The organism is Pseudomonas capsici, from assembly GCF_017165765.1.
In the GTDB taxonomy this organism is placed as follows: domain Bacteria; phylum Pseudomonadota; class Gammaproteobacteria; order Pseudomonadales; family Pseudomonadaceae; genus Aquipseudomonas; species Aquipseudomonas capsici.
Genome location: NZ_JAFGZD010000010.1, coordinates 56,251 through 75,045 on the forward strand (window position 1 = coordinate 56,251; position 18,795 = coordinate 75,045).

An 18,795-nucleotide genomic window follows, 5' to 3' on the forward strand; every position below is an offset into this window, starting at 1 on the left:
GGGCGGCTTAGTGGAACAAAGTGAAGAGGCCTTTGCCGCCCACTTTGTACTTGAGGTTACGGGCGCGCTCGCCTTTGATTTCGGCATTCGGTCCGCTGACGATGGCGTAGTCCGGAACAGGTTTGGAGACCACGCTGCCGCCACCCACCACCGCACCTTCACCGATATTGGCCCCGAACGAGAGCAGGGCGCGGCTGCAGATCCAGGCGTAGTCGCCAATGAATACCGGCCCGCCCACCGCCCAGAATTCGGGCTCGTTGAGATCGTGCCCGCCCGCGATGATCAGCACATGAGAGGCAATGGTCACATGATCGCCGATCACCAGCCCGCCACGGGCATCCAGCTGACAGTGCCAGCCGACGGTGGAGTCGTTGCCGATGCGCAGGCTGTCCACCCCCAGCACCTCGGTATTGCGCCAGACCGTCGAGCCCTTGCCGATCTTGGCCCCGCCCATGCGCAGCCAGAGCAGACGCAAGGTGTGGCTGGGAATCTTGCAGATCAGGATGTTGTAGATCTGCTCCCAGGTGCGCAGCATGCGGTCGCGCAGTGTCGGCCAGTTGATGCCGTACAGCGGAATCAGCGCGCCCAGGGTTTCGCTGGCCAGCAGGCGATAGAAGCGTCGAGCCAGAGGATGCTCGATGCGCGGCTCGATATTCAGGTAGCAGATGAAGGACAGGGTGTTGTTCTTGATCCGGGTTTCGAAGCACACCTCGTTGTCCAGCATCCACTGGTAGGCGGCCTGCAGTTCTTCCAGATCCACGCCCATCTTGCGGGCATAGTCGGGAAGGGCCTCTCTGAGGTTATGCGAATGCATCATGCGGTGTTTCATTGCGGTGTTCCCAGGTCGGTTGAGGCGGCGGGGGATTTCAAGGGATTTGCAGCCTTGGTGCGCAGGCGCGTGGCTTCGTGCAGGCTGATGCCGACGAACAGCCAGAACAAGGCGACCAGCACGCTGGTGAAACTGAAATAGTGATCGAACAGACCGCTGAACAGCGCGGACAGCACACCGATTGTGCAGCCCAGGCCAATGGCATTGTCAGGGGTGAGGATGATCTTGCCGGAGGTCGGACGTACTTCTTTCCACCAGCTCAGGGTGACGGCAATGAACAGCAACATGCCGGGAATGCCCATCTTGTAGATGAAGTTCAGCCACAGGTTGGAAATACCGAACTGGGTATAGCCCGGCACGGGAGGATCGATCTTGAAACCGATGCCGAACGGAAACAGCGCCATGGCCTGCGGGAAGTGCGTGTACTCCAGGAAGCGGATGGCGGTACTGGTGTCGTCGTTGCTGAACAGGCCCATGAGACGATCCTGCAAGGGCGGATAGAACATCAGCAGCAACACGCCTCCGATGCCGCCCCCGATCAGCAGTCGCCCGAGATACGGCAGGCGACGACGCGCCATCCACAGCATGACCGCCATCAGACTCACCAGTGCGCCCCGTGAGCCGGTCAGCAGCAGGCCGATGGCACCCAGCGCCGCGACCAGCAGGCCCAGCGAACGAGGTCCGCCGCTGCGAGTGATGCCGAAGCAGAAGGCAATCGGCAGGATCATCGCCAGGACACCTCCGGCCACGTTGGGGTGCAGCCATGGCGAGCCCATGCGACTGGAAAGTGACAGCAGGCTCTCGCTCAACACGTCCAGGCCGCCGTAGCCCATGATTGCCAGAACCGGCGTGATGGCCGACGCCGAACCATTGATCACATAGGTCGGAATCGACAGCACCAGCATCATCAGAGTGCCGCTCAGTACGGCGATGATCACGTGCTCGATTGTCTTCTCATCGTTCAGCAGGCGAGGCACCAGGAACAGGATCGACAGGTTGAACAGCCAGCGTACCCAGTTGATCGGGCCGTTGCCGTCGGAAACGATGGTGATCTGGCCGATCAGGAAGGGGAAGGCGCTGAACAGCATCAGCGCCAGCAGCAGGCGTTCGGTGCGCATCATCTTCGGCACGCGGGGCTGTTCGAAGAACATGGCCTGCAACAGATAGCTGGCCCAGGTCAGCATGATCAGGGCTTCGGACACCGTGGTGCGAATGCCGATCTGTATCGTGGAATAAGGGATGAAGGCACCGATCACACAGAACAGCAGCAATCCGCGGATGGGCTGGCGGACCACGGTGATGATGGACGCTGTTCCGACCGCTATCAGCAGGACCTTGGACGCTGGCAGCAGCCAGATCATGACGCCGAAGGCCAGACCGAAAAACAAGCCGAGTGGCATCGCTACCGGCATCAGCGCAACTCCTCGAGAGCTTCATGCAGGCGCTTGTAGAACGCTTCGGGGGCATAATAGGTCGCCCAGGCCCTGGAAATTTCGGGGTCTTCCTCGGGGGCCGTTGACAGTTCTCCCATCAGTTGCACCAGTGCTTGGCTGTTGGTGGGGGAAAAGCGCGGGCTGTCCGGCGGCGTGATTTCATCCAGAGACGAGCCGGTGGCGACCGCGACCCGTGTACCGACTTTGAGGGCTTCGATGACCGGCAGGCCGAAACCTTCGGCATACGAGGGTTGCCAGAGACGGTCGGCGTTGCGATAGACCGCATGCAGTTCGCTGTCGCTGATACCGCTGAGTACATGCAGCCCCGGCAGGCGGCGCTGGGAATCGTTCAAGGGTTCGCTGCCGCCGACCAGCACCAGGTCCGGCACGGTGGGGAACTGCAGGCGGGCGTTCTGCCAGGCGTCGACGAACCAGGCAATGTTCTTGCGGGGCTCGCGGGTTCCGACACACAGCCAGTAACGCTCGGGCAATTGCAGTGCGGCAATGTCCGCAGGCTCGTCTTTGAAGCCTTCTACCAGCAGCGGCACGATGCGCAGCTTTTTCCTGGCTGAAGGGAACAGGCGAATGACTTCATTGGCGGTGAATTGCGAGGGTACCCACACCACATCGGCGACTCTCAGGGAGTAAGCAATCGAGAGATAGTCGGTCAGGCGATAGAACGCGGCCTTGAGGCGCGAGCCGTGATTGTTCTTCTGGGTGATCTGGAACAGGTCATGCAACTGCAGCACGTAACGCACATTGGCAGGCTTGCGCCCCAGTGGCAGCCCCATGTTGATATTGGCAACGTAGATCTGGACCTCGGTGTCGCGCAGAGCCTTGGGCAGGAACAACCCCTCGAAACCCAGGCGATCCGGCAGGCGATGCACCGAGTTGAGTGGGGTTGCCCATTTGGGGGTATGGATCAGACGCCGGATCGGATGTTCGTAAGGCGCAACTCCGAACAGTTGCAGTTGCACATCGGGGTGAGCGCGAAAGGCTTCTTCCAGCGCGAAGTTCTGGCGGCCGATGCCGCTGACGGGGTAACCGGCCGCAGCGCGGTAATCAAGTCCGATACGCATGCGCGAGTTCCTTGCTTGGGGGCGAAATCCGGGTGTAGATACCTTCCAGCTGGGCGGCCGAAACCGACCAGTCGTGCCGTGAGCGCACGTAGGCACGTCCGGCTTCGCCAATCTGAATGAGACGTGCAGGGCTGTCGATGTTGTCGGCGATCAGACGCGCCAGTTGTGCCGGCTCCTCGCTGCCCAGATAGTGCTCGCCATGGGTGACGTCCAGACCTGAAACGCCTTGCCCGGTCGTGACCACCGGCAGACCGGCAGCCATGGACTCCAGAATCTTCAGCTTCGAGCCGCCACCCTGGCGCAGGGGGGCGAAAAACATCGAGGAACTGCTTTGCAGGGCGCGCAGGTCCGGCACGAAACCCAGCCACTCGATGCGCTGATCGGGCCAGCGCTCGCGCCAGGACTCGGGCATGCCAAAGCCGCCGATGGCAAGGCGCACGGTGGGTGAAAGCTCCCAGACCAGCGGCATGATTTCGTCCAGCGCCCATTCGACGGCATCCACATTGGGACCGTATTCATAGTTGCCGATGAACAGCAGACGGCGGTTGTAGCGGTCTGCATGAACGTTGGCGTAGTAGCTGCAATCAACGCTGTTGACGGCAATGGACGTGGCCCGGCCACTCAGGCGCGAAAGCACCTTGGCATCTTCTTCGGTCACGGCGACCAGTTCGCTGGTCTGGCGGAAGACCCGCAGCTCCCAGCGCCGGTAGCGCCAGCGGTCATAGACGGCGAAAAGGCTGGCCCAGCGGGGTAGGCGGTCATAACTGGCTGCGCCCAGCGCCGATTCGACGTTGTGTTCTGTGAGCACGAACGGCTTGCCCGAGCGCTTGAGCGGCCCCTCGAACGGCTGAAAGGCATAGGTGTGCTGGAGCTGAATGATGTCCCAGTCTTCTTCGAGCAGCTTTTCAAAGGCCTGCTCCAGTTTGGGGGCATAGCCGTTGACGCTGGCCAGCATCGGCGGTGGCGCAAAAGCCACGGCCAGCAGGGTGCGCAGGCTGAACAGCGGACGCCGGTCGATGACGATCAGGCGTTCCAGCCAGGGTTCCAGCGCGCTGCGACAGGCATCGTCGAGCGGCACCTTGGATTGCACCAGCAGGGTGATTCGATGACCGCGTGCGGCCAGATTGCGCAGCAGATGATACTCACGTGTCTTGCCGCCGCTGGTGGTGGGCCAGGGCAGGTAGGGCAGTGTCCATAGAATTCGCATGCTTATGGATTCCATTCCAGAATTTGCAGGGTGGGTTTGAGTGCCAGGCTGATGCCCTGGCTACCGGATAAGGGAGTCTGGGTGCCGGTCAATGGATCATGCACGATGCCTTCATGGATTTGCGGGAAATTCAGGGTGGTGCCGGTGGCGCTCCAGAACATCAGCAGGCGTTTGCCGTCGCTGCTGCGTGTCCATGGCACGGCAAACAGATCATCGGGGACTGTGCTGACGGTGGGCGGAGCGGCTGGCTCCAGGCGCGGCCCGGTAATGTTCAGAAAATTCTGCAGCGCGGTATAGACCGGCTTGGGGTTGGCTTGCAGGTCGAGCAGGCCGTAACCCTGATCGCGGGCGCTGGCGCGTTCGTCCAGATCGCTGAGGTTGAACAGGAAGATGCGCTGGAAATCCAGGGCGCTCATCAGTGCCAGGCGGCGCAGGGTGTAATCGGCCTGGCCCTGGGTGCCGATGATGGCCTGCATTTCCACCGGGCCGGCATAGCTCGACCAGCCCCATTCGGTGGCCCAGACCTGTGACACGCCATTGCTGTGCAGCAGATTGTTCATGGCATTGGAGCGCACCAGGAAATCCCGGTCTTTGACCGAGTCGCCTTCGGGGTATTCGGAGTACGGGTGATACGCCGCCACAATGTTCTGCGAGCCCAGGCCGTTTTCGACCAGTCTCTGCAGCATGTAGTCCGAACGATGCTGCATCTGGCTGTAATAGGCCATGCCGGCTGTCACGATGGTCTTGTCCGGCATGACAGAGCGGATCGCATTGGCTGTGGTGGTCAGCAGATTACCGTAGGCAACCGGGTCGGCCTGGGGCAGCCAGATGATGTTCGGCTCGTTCCAGACCTGCCAGTTACCGACATGAGGATAACGCTGGGCCAGCGCCGCCATGCGTGCGGCGAAAACGTTGAAATCCAGCGGAGGATACTGATCGCGGCTCGCTGCGGTAGAAACCGAACTGCTGGCGAAGGGTGCCGAGCCCACCAGATAGGCGAGGGTGTTGTAGCGATGGCTCTTGATGGCAGCCATGGCGTTATCAAGATCCGTGAGGTTGTACTGATCCTGGACCGGCTCGATGATCGGCCAGTGAATGGTCAGTCGCACCCAGTTCAGCCCCAGTGCGTCCAGACGCTCCATTTGCTGCTGGTAGATCTCCGGGGCGAAATACTGGAACTGCACGTTGACGCCCAGGAAGTCCTTCCAGACCACCGCGCGCGGTGCCTGCAGGACGGTCGCTGCCTGAGCGAAAGCTCCTGCCAATGTCATCGCGACGCTCAGTAATGCCGCGATGCCCAGCCGTGATCTTGATGTGCGCTGCATGTCAGTTCACCTCGCATGCCTGCCTGAATACATCCCTGAAACGTTCTGCCGTCTGGCTCCAGACACGGGTCTTGCCTATGCGCGTAGCGTTTTCCGACCATTCGATGGCCATCCGCGGTGCTGCGCAGATACGATTCAATGCCTCGGTCAAAGCGGCTACATCGCCCTGGGGATAGATCATGCCGTTGCCATGGGAGACTTCTTCGGCAAACGAGCGGGCATCAGACGTGATGACTCCGCGACCGCAGGCAGTGGCCCAGGACAGCGCGCCGCTGGTGCCGCGCAGCTTGCCCAGAATCTTCAGTTTGCTGGACTCGCGATAGGGCAGGACCATCACGTGATGGGCCTGGATGACATGGGGGATCTGTTCGGCGGGCAGGTCCAGTTGCCAGTCCACCAGATCCACCAGACCCAGTTGCCGGATACGCAGACGCAACTGGTCCAGATAGCTGCCCGACGGTCCAAAGGCCATTTCCGGTTCGCTGCCACCGGCCAGTGTCAGGCGGACTTTGGCGCGCAATTGCGGCTGGGCGACAAAGACATTGGCCAAGGCATCCAGAAGGTCCTCGATACCCTTGCCGCGATAGATGAAGCCGAAATACAGCAACCGCAGAGGCTGCAGAGCCGGGAGTGGCACCGGTTCGATTGCCAGGTTGCCATGATTGATCACGGCCATCTGCGACTGTTCCAGGCCCATGCGTTGTTTCAGGCTCTGGCTGCCTGCCTGAGTCAGGGTGATCAGGCGGGTCATGCTTCTTGCCAGTTGGCGCTCTTCGCGCAGGCACAGCGGGTCGGCCAGTACCGTGGCGATTTCCGGCAGGGGCGAGCGCATGCTGCTGGCCAGGGATAACGGCCATGGCAGTTTTTCCCGACGCCATACCAGGCGCTCCGGATCATGCACGGTGGCGGTCAAGGGCAAATGCGGGAAACGCTGACGCAATACCCGCAATGCCTGAAACTCCGCCAGTCGTCCGCCGCCCAGTTCGGCATGCACCAGATCGATGCCGCTCCAGTCGGTTTCGGCAACACGTTGCTCGGCCTGGCGAGGATCGTTGCCGATGCCCTGCAAGGGCGTATGTACCTGCACGCCCGACTCCAGCAGAGCATGCCTGAGGTGCCCGGCATAATCGGCGATGCCGTTCTGTTCCGGTGGCAGTGGGGCGAGCAGGGCTATTTGCATCAGGCACGGCTCCCGATACGTTTGAGGAAACGCAGGACACTTTCCGGGACCACGAAGCGGCGGCGGTTGAGAATAATGCCGTCGACTTTCTTGAACGCGGTGTTCAGCGTGGTCAGTGCATCTTCGAGCATCGGTACGGTGGTTTGCTCTGCACGCACCACCAGCACGATCTGATCGGCATCGCGCAGCAGGACAAACGCCTCCTGGTTACCGTAGACGCCTGACGCATTGATCAGCGCGATCTCTCCCGGTTTTGCCGGGCCGCGTCCCTCAGTGCGTACCTTGTGACCCTGTTCGATCAGCAGGGTACTGAGGCGCGAGATGACAAAGTTCACCCCTTCACCGCGGTGTACGGAGGTGAAACCGATGGCCAGGCCTTTTTCCGCAACCTGACCCAGCGGCAGGATGCCGTAGATCCGGTGCAGGTTGGCCGTGAGGGCTGCACTGCGATCCTGGGCACGTTCCAGGTCCGGGAGACTGGTCCAGACCGGTACGCCAAAACGTCCTTCGATCTTGTCGCCGTCGTGGATGCGCTGGTCCAGCAGATAGAAGAAGTACAGCGCCAGGAAACCCACGACAACGCTCAAGGGGAAGGCCATCAGCAGCATCAACAGGCTTTTCGGGAAGACCCGGCTGGCGTTGAAGGTAGCGTCTTCAATGGTGGCGATGTTGCTGATCTGGCTGTTATCCAGTTCGCGGTCGATACGCGCCTTTTCCAGGCTGTCGGTGTAGAGCGCATAGCTTTTCTGGGCCGCATCCAGTTCGTTCTGCAGGCGCGAAAGCTCCGGCTCCAGTTTCAGGGCCAACTGGCGGTCTTTTTCCAGTTGAGCCAGTTGTGAGTCCTGCTGCGCCAGTTGGGTCTGCAGGCGGGCGTAGCTGGTCTGCTGGTCGGCATACACGTTCTGCATGCGGTTATAGATAGGGTTGGGCGTAATGCTTTCGGAGCGCTGGATGGTCGCATCCTGTTCCTTGAGCAGTTGCTTGAGGTTGGCGATTTCCTCGTTGGCAGCGCGTACCGGCGGCGCCTGCTCCTTGAACGAACGCAGCAGTTCCTGACGCTCGACTTCCTTGCCGTTGATGCGGTTCTGCAGATCCTGGCGGTTCGGGTTCAGCGCCAGTTCGCGACCTGCCGAAACCGTCTTGGGTTGCGCAGCCAGCTGTTTCTTCAGCGTGTCGAGCCCGGCCTTGGTTGAGGCGATGGCACGGATGGTGTTGTTGCGCTCGGTACGCAGATCATTGAGACCCTGAGACGTATCGGCCAGACGCTGGGAAATGCTCACCGCACCCAACTGGTTCAGATAGCCCTGTATCTGCTGCTTGTAGGAAATGATGTTGGCACCAATCGCCTTGACTTCGGTTTCGTAGAATCCGTACAGACTGACACGGCCCAGGGTCTTGGTGCGTTGCAGCTGGTATTCGTCGATCCAGGTCTTGAGCACGGTCTGCGCAACGACCGGGTCATTCCAGGTGAAGGTCAGTTCCATCACCGAAGAGCCCTGTTCGTGACGGACCTTGAAGTTCTTCTCCAGATCTTCGGCCATGCGTTCGACCGGCGTGCGCTTTTCCGCCAGGCCGACGAATTGCAGCACGCTATGGCCAGCCTCGAAGACTGAACGTACGACGTACTTGATACCGTTTTTCACTGAAGCCAGAACGCCGGTTTCAGGTTCGGCCTTGGACAGCTCGTTCAGGTACTTCTCGGCCACCATCCGCATGATCGGGCGACCGGTGAGCATGCGCTCTTCGTCCAGCAACGGGTCACGAAGGCCGTTGGGCACGACGATTGCCTGGCGGTCGGACAGCTCGATGGGCACGGTGCTGGTGTCACGACCTGGCTTTACCAGCAACAGCGCGGTGGACTCATAGCGGTTGGGCAGCAGGAACGCACCCAGAACGACGATGACGAACGTCACCAGCACGGTGATCTGGACTTCGCGCTTGAAGATAAAAAACAGGCGTAGCAGATCGCGAAATGAACGGATATTGATCATGTCTTTTCCCTGACGATTAGTTGTTGTTGCGCAACTCGTAGTTCATGCCAAGACCTATCGATTTCGCGAAAGGAATCAACTGGTTGAAGTACAGGTTGACACCGTCCACCTTGTTTCCGACCGAGGATTTGGGGACGAACACTACATCGCCACGTTGCAGCAGGACCGGTGCGCGAGGACCGCCAGCGTCTGCCCAGAGAAATTTGCTGTAGTCGAAGAAGTAAGTCTTGTAGAGGCCGTTTTCTTCAAGGCGCAGCAGGGCCACCTTACCGGCATCTGCATCGAGTGCGACTCCGCCTGCACCGACCAGAGCCTGCTCCAGATTGGTGGCCACATTGACCGGCAGCGTGACCGAGTTGCGCACCGCGCCGCCCACGAACACTGTATTGCCCGGTGACTGGGAAATATTGATGGTCAGGGCGGTCTCGCGATAGACATCCTTGAGCTTGCTTTCCAGTACGTCGTTCAGTTGCTGCAGAGTCAGACCTGCCGCCTTGACCGTGCCGATGTAGGGGTAGGAAAAGGTGCCGTCATTGAGGACCTGAAACAGCGTCAGCTCATAAATGGAGTTGGCGGTGAACGCCGATATGGACGGTGCCTCCCCGGTGTTGCGCACGATACGCAGGGTATCTCCGGGGCGAATCCGTTCCGGTGGCAAGGGTTTGCCAGCAAGAGCCCGGCCAGCCGCCTGGCCAGCCTCTATCTGCGCCTCGTCATCGGGCAAGCCGACCCGGGCGGGTGTATTACAAGCGCTTAGCAGCAATACGCTGATTAACAGCAGAATGCTTTTCATCGGTCCTGAACTCCTGTCATGCACGAATAAGGCTCCCTTTCGGGTAAAGAAATCATGTTGGCCGGTACTGCCTGTCCAGTGCGTGTTGGTTCAGTTCCTCATCGCTATTGATTGGCGTGTCATGCTGACCTTGCCATCCGTGTTCATGCCTTGGCCGCTTCCGGTGCCCGGCCATAAATGTCAGTGAAGCGCACGATGTCGTCTTCTCCCAGGTATTCGCCGCTCTGGACCTCGATCATCACCAGATCGATGACTCCCGGATTGACCAGGCGGTGTGTGTGGCCCGGTTTGATGAAGGTCGATTCATTGGTGTCGAGCATGAATTCGCGCTCGCCATTGGTGACCCGTGCCATGCCGCTGACCACGATCCAGTGTTCGCTGCGGTGGTGGTGCATCTGCAGCGACAGCGAACCCTGCGGACGAACCACGATGCGTTTGATCTTGAAGCGCTTGCCTTCTTCGAGCACGGTGTAAGTGCCCCACGGCCGGGTGACGGTGCGGTGCAGGCGATAGGCATCGTGTCCCTGGCGCTTGAGTTCCTGGGCGATGATTTTCACGTCCTGGCTGCGGGTGCCATCGGCGATCAGCAGGGCGTCCGGTGTGTCGATGATGACCAGATTGTCCAAGCCCACCGCACCTACCAGACGTTTCGGAGAGTCGATGTAGCAGTTGGTCACGTCATGCAATACGGTCTGGCCATTGCACTGGTTGCCCTGTGCATCTGCGGCAGTGAGTTCGCGCACGGCCTGCCAGGAGCCGATATCGCTCCAGCCCAGCTGGCAGGGCACCACGGCGACTTTCTGCGAACGCTCCATCAGCGCGTAATCGATGGAGATGTCCGGCACCTGGCCGAACAGTTCGCTGTCCAGTTCCAGTTGCAGTTCGTGGTTGCCTTCCTTGCTGATGCTTTTTTCAAGGCAGGCCTTGACCGCTTTCAGCACGTCGGGGGCATGGATTTCAAGCTCGCGCAGTACGGCATCGACGCGCATGCAGAACATCCCCGCATTCCACAGGTGCAGTCCGCCGTCCACGTAACCCTGGGCAGTGGCTTCATCGGGTTTCTCGACGAAGCGTGCGACCTGATAGCCCTCGGCATTGAGTGACTGGCCTTTTTCGATATAGCCGAAACCGGTTTCCGGCTTGGTCGGCAGAATACCGAAGGTCACCAGCCAGCCCTGATCGGCCAGCTCCTGGGCAACGCCGACTGCCTTGGAGAAAGCGTCCACATCGGTGATCAGATGGTCGGCAGGCAGCACCAGCAGCTTGGCGTTCTCCCCATACAGACGGGTCACATGCAGCGCTGCCGCAGCGATGGCCGCTGCCGTGTTACGACCAAAGGGCTCAAGAATGAAGTCCAGAGGCAGTTTGGTCTTGTTGAGCTGGCGATAGTCGTCAGCGGTGCGGAAATACACTTCGCGGTTGGTGACCGTCAGCAGCCGTTCGACTTCCGGCAGGCCTGTGGCGCGTTTGAAGGTTTTTTGCAGCAGACTTTCGCCATCGGGAAGACGCATGAAAGGCTTGGGCATGGCTTCGCGAGAGACTGGCCAGAGTCGGGTGCCGGACCCGCCGGCAATGATGCAGGGGATGAGGTTGCTCATCAGTAGGCCTCACGAGTGAAGAGCACTGCCGGAACAGTGCGCATAAGGATGTAAAGGTCGAACCAGACGGACCAGTTTTCTATGTACTCAAGATCGAATTCGACGCGCTTTTCGATTTTTTCCACGGTGTCTGTTTCCCCACGATAGCCATTGATCTGTGCCAGACCGGTAATGCCCGGCTTGACCCTGTGGCGTGACGTGTATTCCTTCACCGCTTGCTCGAAGAGAATGCCGGCCGCTTTGGTTGCCGTTGCATGGGGCCGAGGTCCCACCATCGACATGCTGCCTGCCACGACATTGAACAACTGTGGCAGCTCATCCAGGCTGGTTTTGCGTATGAAGCGCCCGACCCGAGTGACCCTGGCGTCACCTCGCGTGGTTTGTTGCTCGGCGGTTGCATCGGCCTGATGCTGATGCATGGAGCGAAACTTGAAGACTTCGATCAGTCGGTTGTTGTAGCCATAACGTTTCTGGCGGAACAGCACCGGGCCTGGAGAATCAAGCTTGATCGCCAGAGCGATGAGCAGCATGACCGGCGACAGCGCCACCACCGCCAGGGTCGACAGCACAATGTCCTCGGCACGCTTGAAGAATGGTGACCAGCCATTGAGCGGCACATCGGATGCGTTGAACATCGGCAGTTTGGCGACTTCGGTAATCCGGTTGTGGGTGTGCCGGAACGCGATCATGTCCGGCACCAGCAAGACATTCACCGGCAGCCTGCGCAGTTCGCGAATGATGTAGTCCATGCGGTTTTCGGCGGTCCAGGGCAGGGCAACCAGCACCTGGGTGACCTTTTCCTCACGGATCAACCGTTCCAGGTCGCTGGTGTTGCCCAGCAACGGCAGGTTGGCGACGGTCTTGGGCATGCGGCCGATGCGATCATCGATGAAGCCTGTTACACCCGAGCGGATGTCCTGATTCTCAAGCAGGTATTCGGCCAGGCGCAGGCCGTTTTCCGTGGCCCCCAGAATCACAGCGTTCTGCAGAAAGATACCCTTGCGCATCTGGTGCTTGAAAAATACCAGCATCAGCAAGCGCACGATGCAGAACAGGGCCAGGCTGCTGATGTACCAGAAAATCATTTGTTCGTTGGTCAGACGCTCGAAAAAGCCCATGGTCTGATGCATGAACAGCAGGACGCCGAAGGCCGCAGACCAGGCGAAAACAATGACGCGCAGGCGCAATGCGTTGCTGAACAAGGCTTCGGAATAGACCCCCAGCGCCTGAAAGATCAGGACGCAGACCACGCTGAAGAACAGCGGCATCACGGCGTAGTCTTTAAGGTTGTCGATAGCCCCGTCGTGCATCAGGGCGAGAATCAGCAGCCCTGGCAGGATGCAGGAAACTCCATGTATCAGACGGATGCCCAAAAGAAAGTATTCGACCAGGCTGGTGCGAGTCAGCGAAAGACTGTCGACTGGTTGCAACCGCATAAAGCTCCCTCACTACATGGCACTCATGGCCGGTCCATGATCTGTCGGTCGTAATATCCTAGAGTCAAAAAAATATCTTTTCTATTTATTTGTTGATAGAAAAGCCATTTATTTGTCGTTTTTGATTTTTTCTTATTTGTTTTGATGGTGTGTCAATTTTTTCAAGATATTCAAAGCCTTTGATAGCGTAGGTCTTTTCTTTACTTTTCGAAGATGAGCACCCTCGAATGGGGGGTTCTTGACAGTAAAGCTCATGACACAAAAAAAGTTTCCCTCTGGCGATATTATTTTGCCCCTTGAGAGCGCTGCAGAAGGGTTTCAGAAGCCTTTCCCCCAATAATTTCGGGTAATCCTGCGCTGCGGAGGGTGCGGAAAAAAATCTCTTCACAGAGGGGCCTTTTCCTGCTCGGTGGGGTCACATTCAGGTGCTATACGGAAATTGTCTTTGGACAGATCATCGATCATGGGGAGGCGTCATGACAAAACGCAGAGCGATTCTGATTCTGCACGGCAAGCAGTCGCTTAATGAGGATGTCCGCAGTGCCGTGCTGGAAAAGCGCCAACAAGGCTGGGAACTGGATGTGCGACTGACCTGGGAGGGCGGTGATGCCCAGCGACTGGTGACTGAAGCACTCGCTGCCGGCCATCGGCATGTCATTGCCGGAGGCGGTGACGGAACGGTACGCGATATTGCCGAAGCACTGGCTCAGGCCCGGAGCCAGAGCAGCCTGGTCATTCTGCCGCTGGGTACCGCCAATGATTTCGCCCGTGCTGCAGGCGTGCCGCTGGACGTGGCGGACGCGCTGGATCTGCTGGATGTGGAGCCGCGTGCGGTGGATCTCGGCGAGGTAGACGGCAAATTGTTTCTGAACATGGCCACCGGCGGCTTTGGCAGTCAGGTTACGGCCAATACCTCCGAAGACCTGAAAAAGGTGCTGGGCGGGGCTGCTTACCTGTTTACCGGTCTGACGCGCTTCAGTGAGCTGCATGCGGCCCACGGTGAACTGGTCGGGCCTGACTTCCACTGGCGTGGCAATCTATTGGCTCTGGGTATCGGCAACGGTCGACAGGCCGGGGGCGGACATGTGCTGTGTCCGGGTGCCATGGTCGATGATGGTCTGCTCGATATCAGCATCCTGCCAGCACCCCAGGAGGTGGTCGGTACGCTCAAGAGCCTGCTCGAAGGTGGCCTGGGGATCGACAATCTGTTTGTGCGAGCACGTTTGCCCTGGGTCGAGCTCAAGTCTGCCCAGGGGCTGGACATCAATCTCGATGGTGAGCCGCTGTCGGGTGAGAGCCTGCGCTTCGTGGCGCGTCCGGCTGCCTTGCAGGTCCATCTGCCGAAGAACTCACCTGTGCTCGGAGCGGTTCAGGCGCTCAATCGTCGAGACTGATGATCCGTTCACGCACGCTGAACAGCACCAGCCCGGCGACATCGTAGATTTGCAGGCGCTTCATGATCTGTGATCGATGACTCTCTACGGTCTTGATGCTCAGGCCCAGTCCGCTGGCGATTTCCCGGGTGGACTTGCCCCGTACCACCAGGCGCAGTATCTCCAGCTGGCGAGCCGTGAGGTTGTATTTGTCCAGCGCTTCGGGTCTGTTGGTACGCGGTCCGCGCAAGGCCCGGTTGATCACGGTATGGGCGATGGCCGGGCTCAGATAGCGTTCGTCGTTGCGCAGGGCTTCGAGCGCCTGCTCCAGTTCTCTGGCTGTCGCATCCTTGAGCAGATAACCATGGGCGCCCATCTCCAGAGCATTCATGATCGTTTCGGGATCGGTGTGCATGGATATGATCAGCACCTTGCTGTGGGGTTGTACCGCAAGCAGTTGCTCCAGCGCATCCAGGCCATTGGTGTCCTTCATGGTGATGTCCAGAAGGATGATGTCAGGTTGCAGTTCGAGCGCCAGGCTCGACAACTGGCTGCCATCGGCTGCTTCGCCAATGACGGCATAGCCGGGAAGGTCTGAAACCAGGGCGCGCAGGCCCGCCCTGATCAGCGAGTGGTCATCGATCAGCAGTAGATTGCAAGTCATTGAGGCTTCTTGTATGCGTTGGCCCGTTCGTGTGTGCGAGGAGCCCAGGGAAACAATACGTCGATCTGTGTGCCTTTACCTGGCGTGCTGTGCAGGCTCCAGGAGCCCTTGAGCAAGGCTACCCGTTCGGCCATGCCAGCCATGCCGCGCTGGTCGGCGTGTGCCGGGTTGTCAGCCGGCTCGAAGCCGACCCCGTCGTCCGAGATGAAGAGCGAAAGCCCGGCGGGCAGGCGCTGCAGGCGTACCAGCAGGTTTTTCGCGTGGGCGTGGCGCAGCATGTTGGTCACGGCTTCCTGAGTGACGCGAAAGGCCGCCACCGCCATTTCTTCGGGAATACCGGCCAGTCGCTGCTGACATTCCAGGCTCCAGCGGACCTGACTGTCGCTCAGGGTTTTCAGCAGGTGGGCCCGCAGGCTGGCCTCCAGACCCAGGCTCGACAACTGGCGGGGATTGAGGATGCTCGACAGGTCGCGCACTTTATCCAGGGTTTCTTCAAGGATGGCGTTCAGTTGCGCGCCGTGGGATTGCGCCTCTTCGGGCAGGCGGCGCTGCAGCCAGTTGCACTGGATCTTTGCCGCAGTGAGCATCTGTCCGATGTCGTCATGCAGTTCCCGGCTGAGTCGATGGCGCTCGCTTTCCTGAACCTCCAGCATCCGGTCGGCCAGTTCCTGGGGCTTTAGCTGAATCAGCTGGCGGGTGCGCAGTTGGGCGAGCCAGATACTGACAAAGGTGATCAGGTTGAGGGCAAGCAGTGGAAGGGGCAGGGCGTCTGAAGTCAGGAACAGCCCGATATTGCCCAGTATTGCGCCAGTGCACAGCACGTTGGTCAGCCAGTGGCCGTTTTTCGTGTTGAGGTATCGCAACCCTGGAAGCTTCCTGCTGACATGCATAGCGAATGGCGCCACTTGATGGTCGGTGCGGATCGATGTCCGGCAATTGTATAACCGCTCCTCAATTCAAGAGCCTGTCCATTACCGGGCAGTGATCTTGTCTCAATACAGGGCGATTTAATGGTTAACCCGCATTTCTGTAAACAGAAAATTGCCGGTCAATATGTGCGGTGGCCATTCCTGATGATGTTTCTGGATATTTCCATGATGCCGCAGAATTGAAAAAACATGGCTTGCGAACAGGGCTGACTCGCAAGGCCGACTGTTACTGGCCACTGATATTGGAAATTTCGGACAGCTTTGCCAGAAGCTCCTGCTGCTCTTCGCAATCCATGAGAAGTTCGCCAGTCTGGGGGTCGATCAGCTCCAGTTGCCATGACATCAATTCCAGACAGCTTTTCAGCGTATTCAGGACTTCCGGCGAAAAGCCCTTGTACTGACAGGCCTCGGTAAGCCACTGCTGCAGCTTTCTGGAAAAATCGGCAAGGCTTTCGATCGAGGCGCTCTGGGCCTCGATGCTCAGTTTGAGCAGATTGGTCAGCAGGCCTTCGATGGCGTCTTCATCGTCGCCGATCATTTCCAGGTGCGACAGGCATTCTTCCGACTTGTAGAGAAGGCTCTGTGAATTGCTAAGGAACTGATCGTGTTTTTGCTGCCACTCATTACTGTTCAGCATCCTCTGTCTCCACGCATTTGAGGTAGCGAATTTGTTTCGCCCGCAGCGAATGGACGACAGTTAATGTTGATTTCAAATGAATGTATGTAGGGGTTTTCTGAATGTTGCTTAAGGATTGCTTGTAAACATTTGAAGCATGAAGCCCTTCAATGACACCAAACCCTTGTCGGATTGCAATGCGAGCAAAGGGAGGCTTCCATTCGCTCACTGTGAATGGCGTCACAATAGTGGCTATTGAGAGTTGAGAATATCAGGTCGTCCCTGATAGGGGCTCAGGGGTACCCCTAGGCTCGAAAGCATCGAGCCTGTTTTTTTGTAAGGGTCAAAGAAGAGTTTTCTGTCATATTTGACCACGGGCAGTGCGACATCAGTAAAGCATGATGGTAATGTGACATCAATGCTTGGACATTGTATTTATGGCTATTAAGGTCCGGGCTGTTGCAGCCGATACAGGTACTGCAGACTCATCGTGATCAACGCTTCAGGAGCTATAAATGGCTGGCATTCTCGACACAGTAGATCAACGCACACAGCTGGTGGGCGAGAATCGCCTGGAAATCCTCATGTTTCGCCTTGCCGGTCGTCAGTTATTCGCGATCAACGTGTTCAAGGTCCAGGAAGTGCTCCAGCTACCCAAACTGACCCTGATGCCGCAGCGACACTCGTTTGTCTGCGGCGTGGTCAACCTGCGCGGCCAGACGCTGCCGGTGATCGACCTGTCCCAGGCGATCGGCATGCGCCCGCTGGTGCCAGGCCCGGGCAGTACCATCATCGTGACCGAATACAACCGTTCCGTGCAGGCGTTCCTGGTCGGTGGCGTGGACCGTATCGTCAACATGAACTGGGACGCGATCATGCCGCCGCCGACCAGCGCCGGTCGCCAGCATTACCTGACCGCCATCAGCAAGGTCGATGACCAGCTGGTGGAAATCATCGACGTGGAAAAAGTCCTCGCCGAGATCGTGCCCTACAACGCCAAGGTGTCCCGCGAGAAGCTGGAAGATCCGGCCCTGGAGCATGCCCGTGGCCGCGAAATCCTTCTGGTGGACGACTCCAAGGTGGCACTGGCCCAATTGCGCGACACTCTTTCGCAGCTGGGGCTCAAGCTGCATGTGGCCAGCGATGGTCTCAAGGCGCTGAACATGCTCAAGGGCTGGGCAGATGCCGGGGAGAACGTCGAGGAAAAACTGCTGATGGTCTTTACCGATGCCGAGATGCCGGAAATGGACGGCTATCGCCTGACCACCGAAATCCGCAACGATCCGCGTCTGCGCAGCCTGTACATCGTGTTGCACACCTCGCTGTCCGGCAGCTTCAACGAATCGATGGTCAAGAAGGTCGGTTGCGACAACTTCCTCTCCAAGTTCCAGCCCGACAAACTGGTTGAAGTCGTGCGTCAGCGTCTGCTGATGGTCAGCGGCGGCTGAAACATTTGCTGCCTTGCCTGGGGTGGCTCGTATAAGCTGCGACTTTCATGTCGCAGTTTTTCGAGCCACCAAGGAACAGGCAATGCTACGTCTCGCTTCTCTCTATCGTTTTCCTCTCAAATCATGCAAGCCCGAAGTGCTGCAGCGCGCGGCGTTCGACGAATTGGGGTTGGCAGGCGATCGACGCTGGATGCTGGTGGACGCAAACAGCGGACGTTTTTTCACTCAGCGAGCCTTGCCGCATATGTCACAACTGTCCGTGCTGTGGAATGCAGCGGGTGGCGTGACCCTTTCTGCTCCCGGTTTCCAGCCTCTGGATGTGGCTCTGCCTGCCAATGCAGAGGCGACTCTGCGCGGTGTTACGGTCTGGCGCGATACCTTGCAGGTGCCGGATGCGGGAGAGGAGGCGGCTGCCTGGGTCAGCGAATTCATCGGCAAGCCGACTCGTATGGTGTATGTGCCGGTGGATCGCGCTCGTTCGCTGCCCAGTGGATACGGCACTGGCACTGACAAGGTGTCGTTTGCCGACGGTTTTCCCTTGCTGCTGATCGGTCAGGGTTCGCTCGACGATCTGTCGGCCAGAATCGGGCGTCCCCAGGAGATGCTGCGCTTCAGGCCCAATCTGGTCATCGAAGGTGCCGAGGCCTTTGCCGAGGACAGCTGGAAGCGCATTCGCATCGGTGAGATGGAGTTTCGAATCCTCAAGCCGTGCGCGCGCTGCATCCTGACCACCATCGATCCGGCGACCGGGCAGCGCAGCGAAGATCGCGAGCCTCTGACGACGCTCAAGACCTATCGTGAGGTCGAAGGGGATGTGCTGTTTGGCCAGAATATGGTCAACGACGGGCCGGGTGTGCTGGAAGTCGGGATGCCGGTGGAGATTCTGGAGTAACG

The 18,795-nt window shown here is 59.0% G+C and carries 16 protein-coding genes; 3 read left to right on the forward strand and 13 right to left on the reverse strand.

Going from position 1 to position 18,795, the window contains the following annotated elements:
* Positions 1–7: 7 nt before the first annotated feature.
* The 10 genes from JSY17_RS15175 to JSY17_RS15220 all read right to left on the reverse strand — a co-directional run bounded on the left by JSY17_RS15175 (position 8) and on the right by JSY17_RS15220 (position 12,871).
* Positions 8–829: an acyltransferase gene (locus JSY17_RS15175; protein WP_200976448.1), complete on the reverse strand. Its 822-nt coding sequence runs from the start codon at positions 827–829 to the stop codon at positions 8–10.
* Complete coding sequence (locus JSY17_RS15180; protein WP_122371476.1) at positions 826–2,241, reverse strand: O-antigen ligase family protein; 1,416 nt, start codon at positions 2,239–2,241, stop codon at positions 826–828. The genes JSY17_RS15175 and JSY17_RS15180 overlap by 4 nt, the downstream gene beginning before the upstream one ends.
* Positions 2,241–3,341 (reverse strand): glycosyltransferase family 4 protein, encoded by a 1,101-nt coding sequence (locus JSY17_RS15185; protein ID WP_206402254.1) that lies wholly within the window; start codon positions 3,339–3,341, stop codon positions 2,241–2,243. Before JSY17_RS15185 ends, JSY17_RS15180 begins: the two co-directional genes overlap by 1 nt.
* A complete protein-coding gene (locus JSY17_RS15190) occupies positions 3,325–4,548 on the reverse strand; it encodes a glycosyltransferase family 4 protein (protein ID WP_117187017.1) in 1,224 nt (407 codons plus the stop codon). The genes JSY17_RS15185 and JSY17_RS15190 overlap by 17 nt, the downstream gene beginning before the upstream one ends.
* 2 nt (positions 4,549–4,550) lie before the next feature.
* Positions 4,551–5,873 carry a cellulase family glycosylhydrolase gene (locus JSY17_RS15195; protein WP_117181289.1) on the reverse strand — a complete coding sequence of 441 codons (1,323 nt, stop codon included), beginning with the start codon at positions 5,871–5,873 and terminating at the stop codon, positions 4,551–4,553.
* 1 nt (position 5,874) lies between these two features.
* Positions 5,875–7,053: a glycosyltransferase gene (locus tag JSY17_RS15200; RefSeq protein ID WP_200976441.1), complete on the reverse strand. Its 1,179-nt coding sequence runs from the start codon at positions 7,051–7,053 to the stop codon at positions 5,875–5,877.
* On the reverse strand, positions 7,053–9,044 hold the full coding sequence (locus JSY17_RS15205; RefSeq protein WP_117181291.1) for an exopolysaccharide transport family protein: 1,992 nt from the start codon (positions 9,042–9,044) through the stop codon (positions 7,053–7,055). Before JSY17_RS15205 ends, JSY17_RS15200 begins: the two co-directional genes overlap by 1 nt.
* A gap of 16 nt (positions 9,045–9,060) precedes the next feature.
* Complete coding sequence (locus tag JSY17_RS15210; protein ID WP_117181292.1) at positions 9,061–9,837, reverse strand: polysaccharide biosynthesis/export family protein; 777 nt, start codon at positions 9,835–9,837, stop codon at positions 9,061–9,063.
* A gap of 143 nt (positions 9,838–9,980) precedes the next feature.
* The gene (locus JSY17_RS15215; RefSeq protein WP_117181293.1) at positions 9,981–11,435 is read right to left on the reverse strand and encodes a mannose-1-phosphate guanylyltransferase/mannose-6-phosphate isomerase; all 1,455 of its coding nucleotides are present in this window, start codon (positions 11,433–11,435) and stop codon (positions 9,981–9,983) included.
* Complete coding sequence (locus JSY17_RS15220) at positions 11,435–12,871, reverse strand: undecaprenyl-phosphate glucose phosphotransferase (RefSeq protein WP_117181294.1); 1,437 nt, start codon at positions 12,869–12,871, stop codon at positions 11,435–11,437. Before JSY17_RS15220 ends, JSY17_RS15215 begins: the two co-directional genes overlap by 1 nt.
* A 476-nt stretch (positions 12,872–13,347) precedes the next feature.
* Here JSY17_RS15220 and yegS point away from each other — a divergent pair, with 476 nt between their 5' ends.
* The gene (gene yegS / locus JSY17_RS15225; RefSeq protein ID WP_201012185.1) at positions 13,348–14,265 is read left to right on the forward strand and encodes a lipid kinase YegS; all 918 of its coding nucleotides are present in this window, start codon (positions 13,348–13,350) and stop codon (positions 14,263–14,265) included.
* On the opposite strand, the gene JSY17_RS15230 is transcribed toward yegS, so the two are convergent.
* The 3 genes from JSY17_RS15230 to JSY17_RS15240 form a co-directional block, all read right to left on the reverse strand.
* Positions 14,249–14,908: a response regulator gene (locus JSY17_RS15230; RefSeq protein ID WP_117181296.1), complete on the reverse strand. Its 660-nt coding sequence runs from the start codon at positions 14,906–14,908 to the stop codon at positions 14,249–14,251. The two genes, yegS and JSY17_RS15230, sit on opposite strands and share 17 nt — an antisense overlap.
* The gene (locus JSY17_RS15235; RefSeq protein WP_206402256.1) at positions 14,905–15,798 is read right to left on the reverse strand and encodes a sensor histidine kinase; all 894 of its coding nucleotides are present in this window, start codon (positions 15,796–15,798) and stop codon (positions 14,905–14,907) included. The genes JSY17_RS15230 and JSY17_RS15235 overlap by 4 nt, the downstream gene beginning before the upstream one ends.
* 265 nt (positions 15,799–16,063) lie before the next feature.
* Positions 16,064–16,474 carry a hypothetical protein gene (locus JSY17_RS15240; protein WP_200976434.1) on the reverse strand — a complete coding sequence of 137 codons (411 nt, stop codon included), beginning with the start codon at positions 16,472–16,474 and terminating at the stop codon, positions 16,064–16,066.
* 494 nt (positions 16,475–16,968) lie between these two features.
* Here JSY17_RS15240 and JSY17_RS15245 point away from each other — a divergent pair, with 494 nt between their 5' ends.
* Positions 16,969–17,901 carry a chemotaxis protein CheV gene (locus JSY17_RS15245; protein ID WP_117166578.1) on the forward strand — a complete coding sequence of 311 codons (933 nt, stop codon included), beginning with the start codon at positions 16,969–16,971 and terminating at the stop codon, positions 17,899–17,901.
* 82 nt (positions 17,902–17,983) lie between these two features.
* Positions 17,984–18,793, forward strand: a complete 810-nt coding sequence (locus JSY17_RS15250; RefSeq protein ID WP_117187010.1) for an MOSC domain-containing protein — start codon at positions 17,984–17,986, stop codon at positions 18,791–18,793.
* The last annotated feature ends 2 nt before the right edge of the window (positions 18,794–18,795 follow it).

Excerpts from the sequence above, each read along its gene's own strand:
- JSY17_RS15175 (WP_200976448.1), bottom strand. The coding sequence starts at position 829 with ATGAAACACCGCATGATGCATTCGCATAACCTCAGAGAGGCCCTTCCC.
- JSY17_RS15180 (WP_122371476.1), bottom strand. The coding sequence starts at position 2,241 with ATGCCGGTAGCGATGCCACTCGGCTTGTTTTTCGGTCTGGCCTTCGGC.
- JSY17_RS15185 (WP_206402254.1), bottom strand. The coding sequence starts at position 3,341 with ATGCGTATCGGACTTGATTACCGCGCTGCGGCCGGTTACCCCGTCAGC.
- JSY17_RS15190 (WP_117187017.1), bottom strand. The coding sequence starts at position 4,548 with ATGCGAATTCTATGGACACTGCCCTACCTGCCCTGGCCCACCACCAGC.
- JSY17_RS15195 (WP_117181289.1), bottom strand. The coding sequence starts at position 5,873 with ATGCAGCGCACATCAAGATCACGGCTGGGCATCGCGGCATTACTGAGC.
- JSY17_RS15200 (WP_200976441.1), bottom strand. The coding sequence starts at position 7,053 with ATGCAAATAGCCCTGCTCGCCCCACTGCCACCGGAACAGAACGGCATC.
- JSY17_RS15205 (WP_117181291.1), bottom strand. The coding sequence starts at position 9,044 with ATGATCAATATCCGTTCATTTCGCGATCTGCTACGCCTGTTTTTTATC.
- JSY17_RS15210 (WP_117181292.1), bottom strand. The coding sequence starts at position 9,837 with ATGAAAAGCATTCTGCTGTTAATCAGCGTATTGCTGCTAAGCGCTTGT.
- JSY17_RS15215 (WP_117181293.1), bottom strand. The coding sequence starts at position 11,435 with ATGAGCAACCTCATCCCCTGCATCATTGCCGGCGGGTCCGGCACCCGA.
- JSY17_RS15220 (WP_117181294.1), bottom strand. The coding sequence starts at position 12,871 with ATGCGGTTGCAACCAGTCGACAGTCTTTCGCTGACTCGCACCAGCCTG.
- yegS (WP_201012185.1), top strand. The coding sequence starts at position 13,348 with ATGACAAAACGCAGAGCGATTCTGATTCTGCACGGCAAGCAGTCGCTT.
- JSY17_RS15230 (WP_117181296.1), bottom strand. The coding sequence starts at position 14,908 with ATGACTTGCAATCTACTGCTGATCGATGACCACTCGCTGATCAGGGCG.
- JSY17_RS15235 (WP_206402256.1), bottom strand. The coding sequence starts at position 15,798 with ATGCATGTCAGCAGGAAGCTTCCAGGGTTGCGATACCTCAACACGAAA.
- JSY17_RS15240 (WP_200976434.1), bottom strand. The coding sequence starts at position 16,474 with ATGCTGAACAGTAATGAGTGGCAGCAAAAACACGATCAGTTCCTTAGC.
- JSY17_RS15245 (WP_117166578.1), top strand. The coding sequence starts at position 16,969 with ATGGCTGGCATTCTCGACACAGTAGATCAACGCACACAGCTGGTGGGC.
- JSY17_RS15250 (WP_117187010.1), top strand. The coding sequence starts at position 17,984 with ATGCTACGTCTCGCTTCTCTCTATCGTTTTCCTCTCAAATCATGCAAG.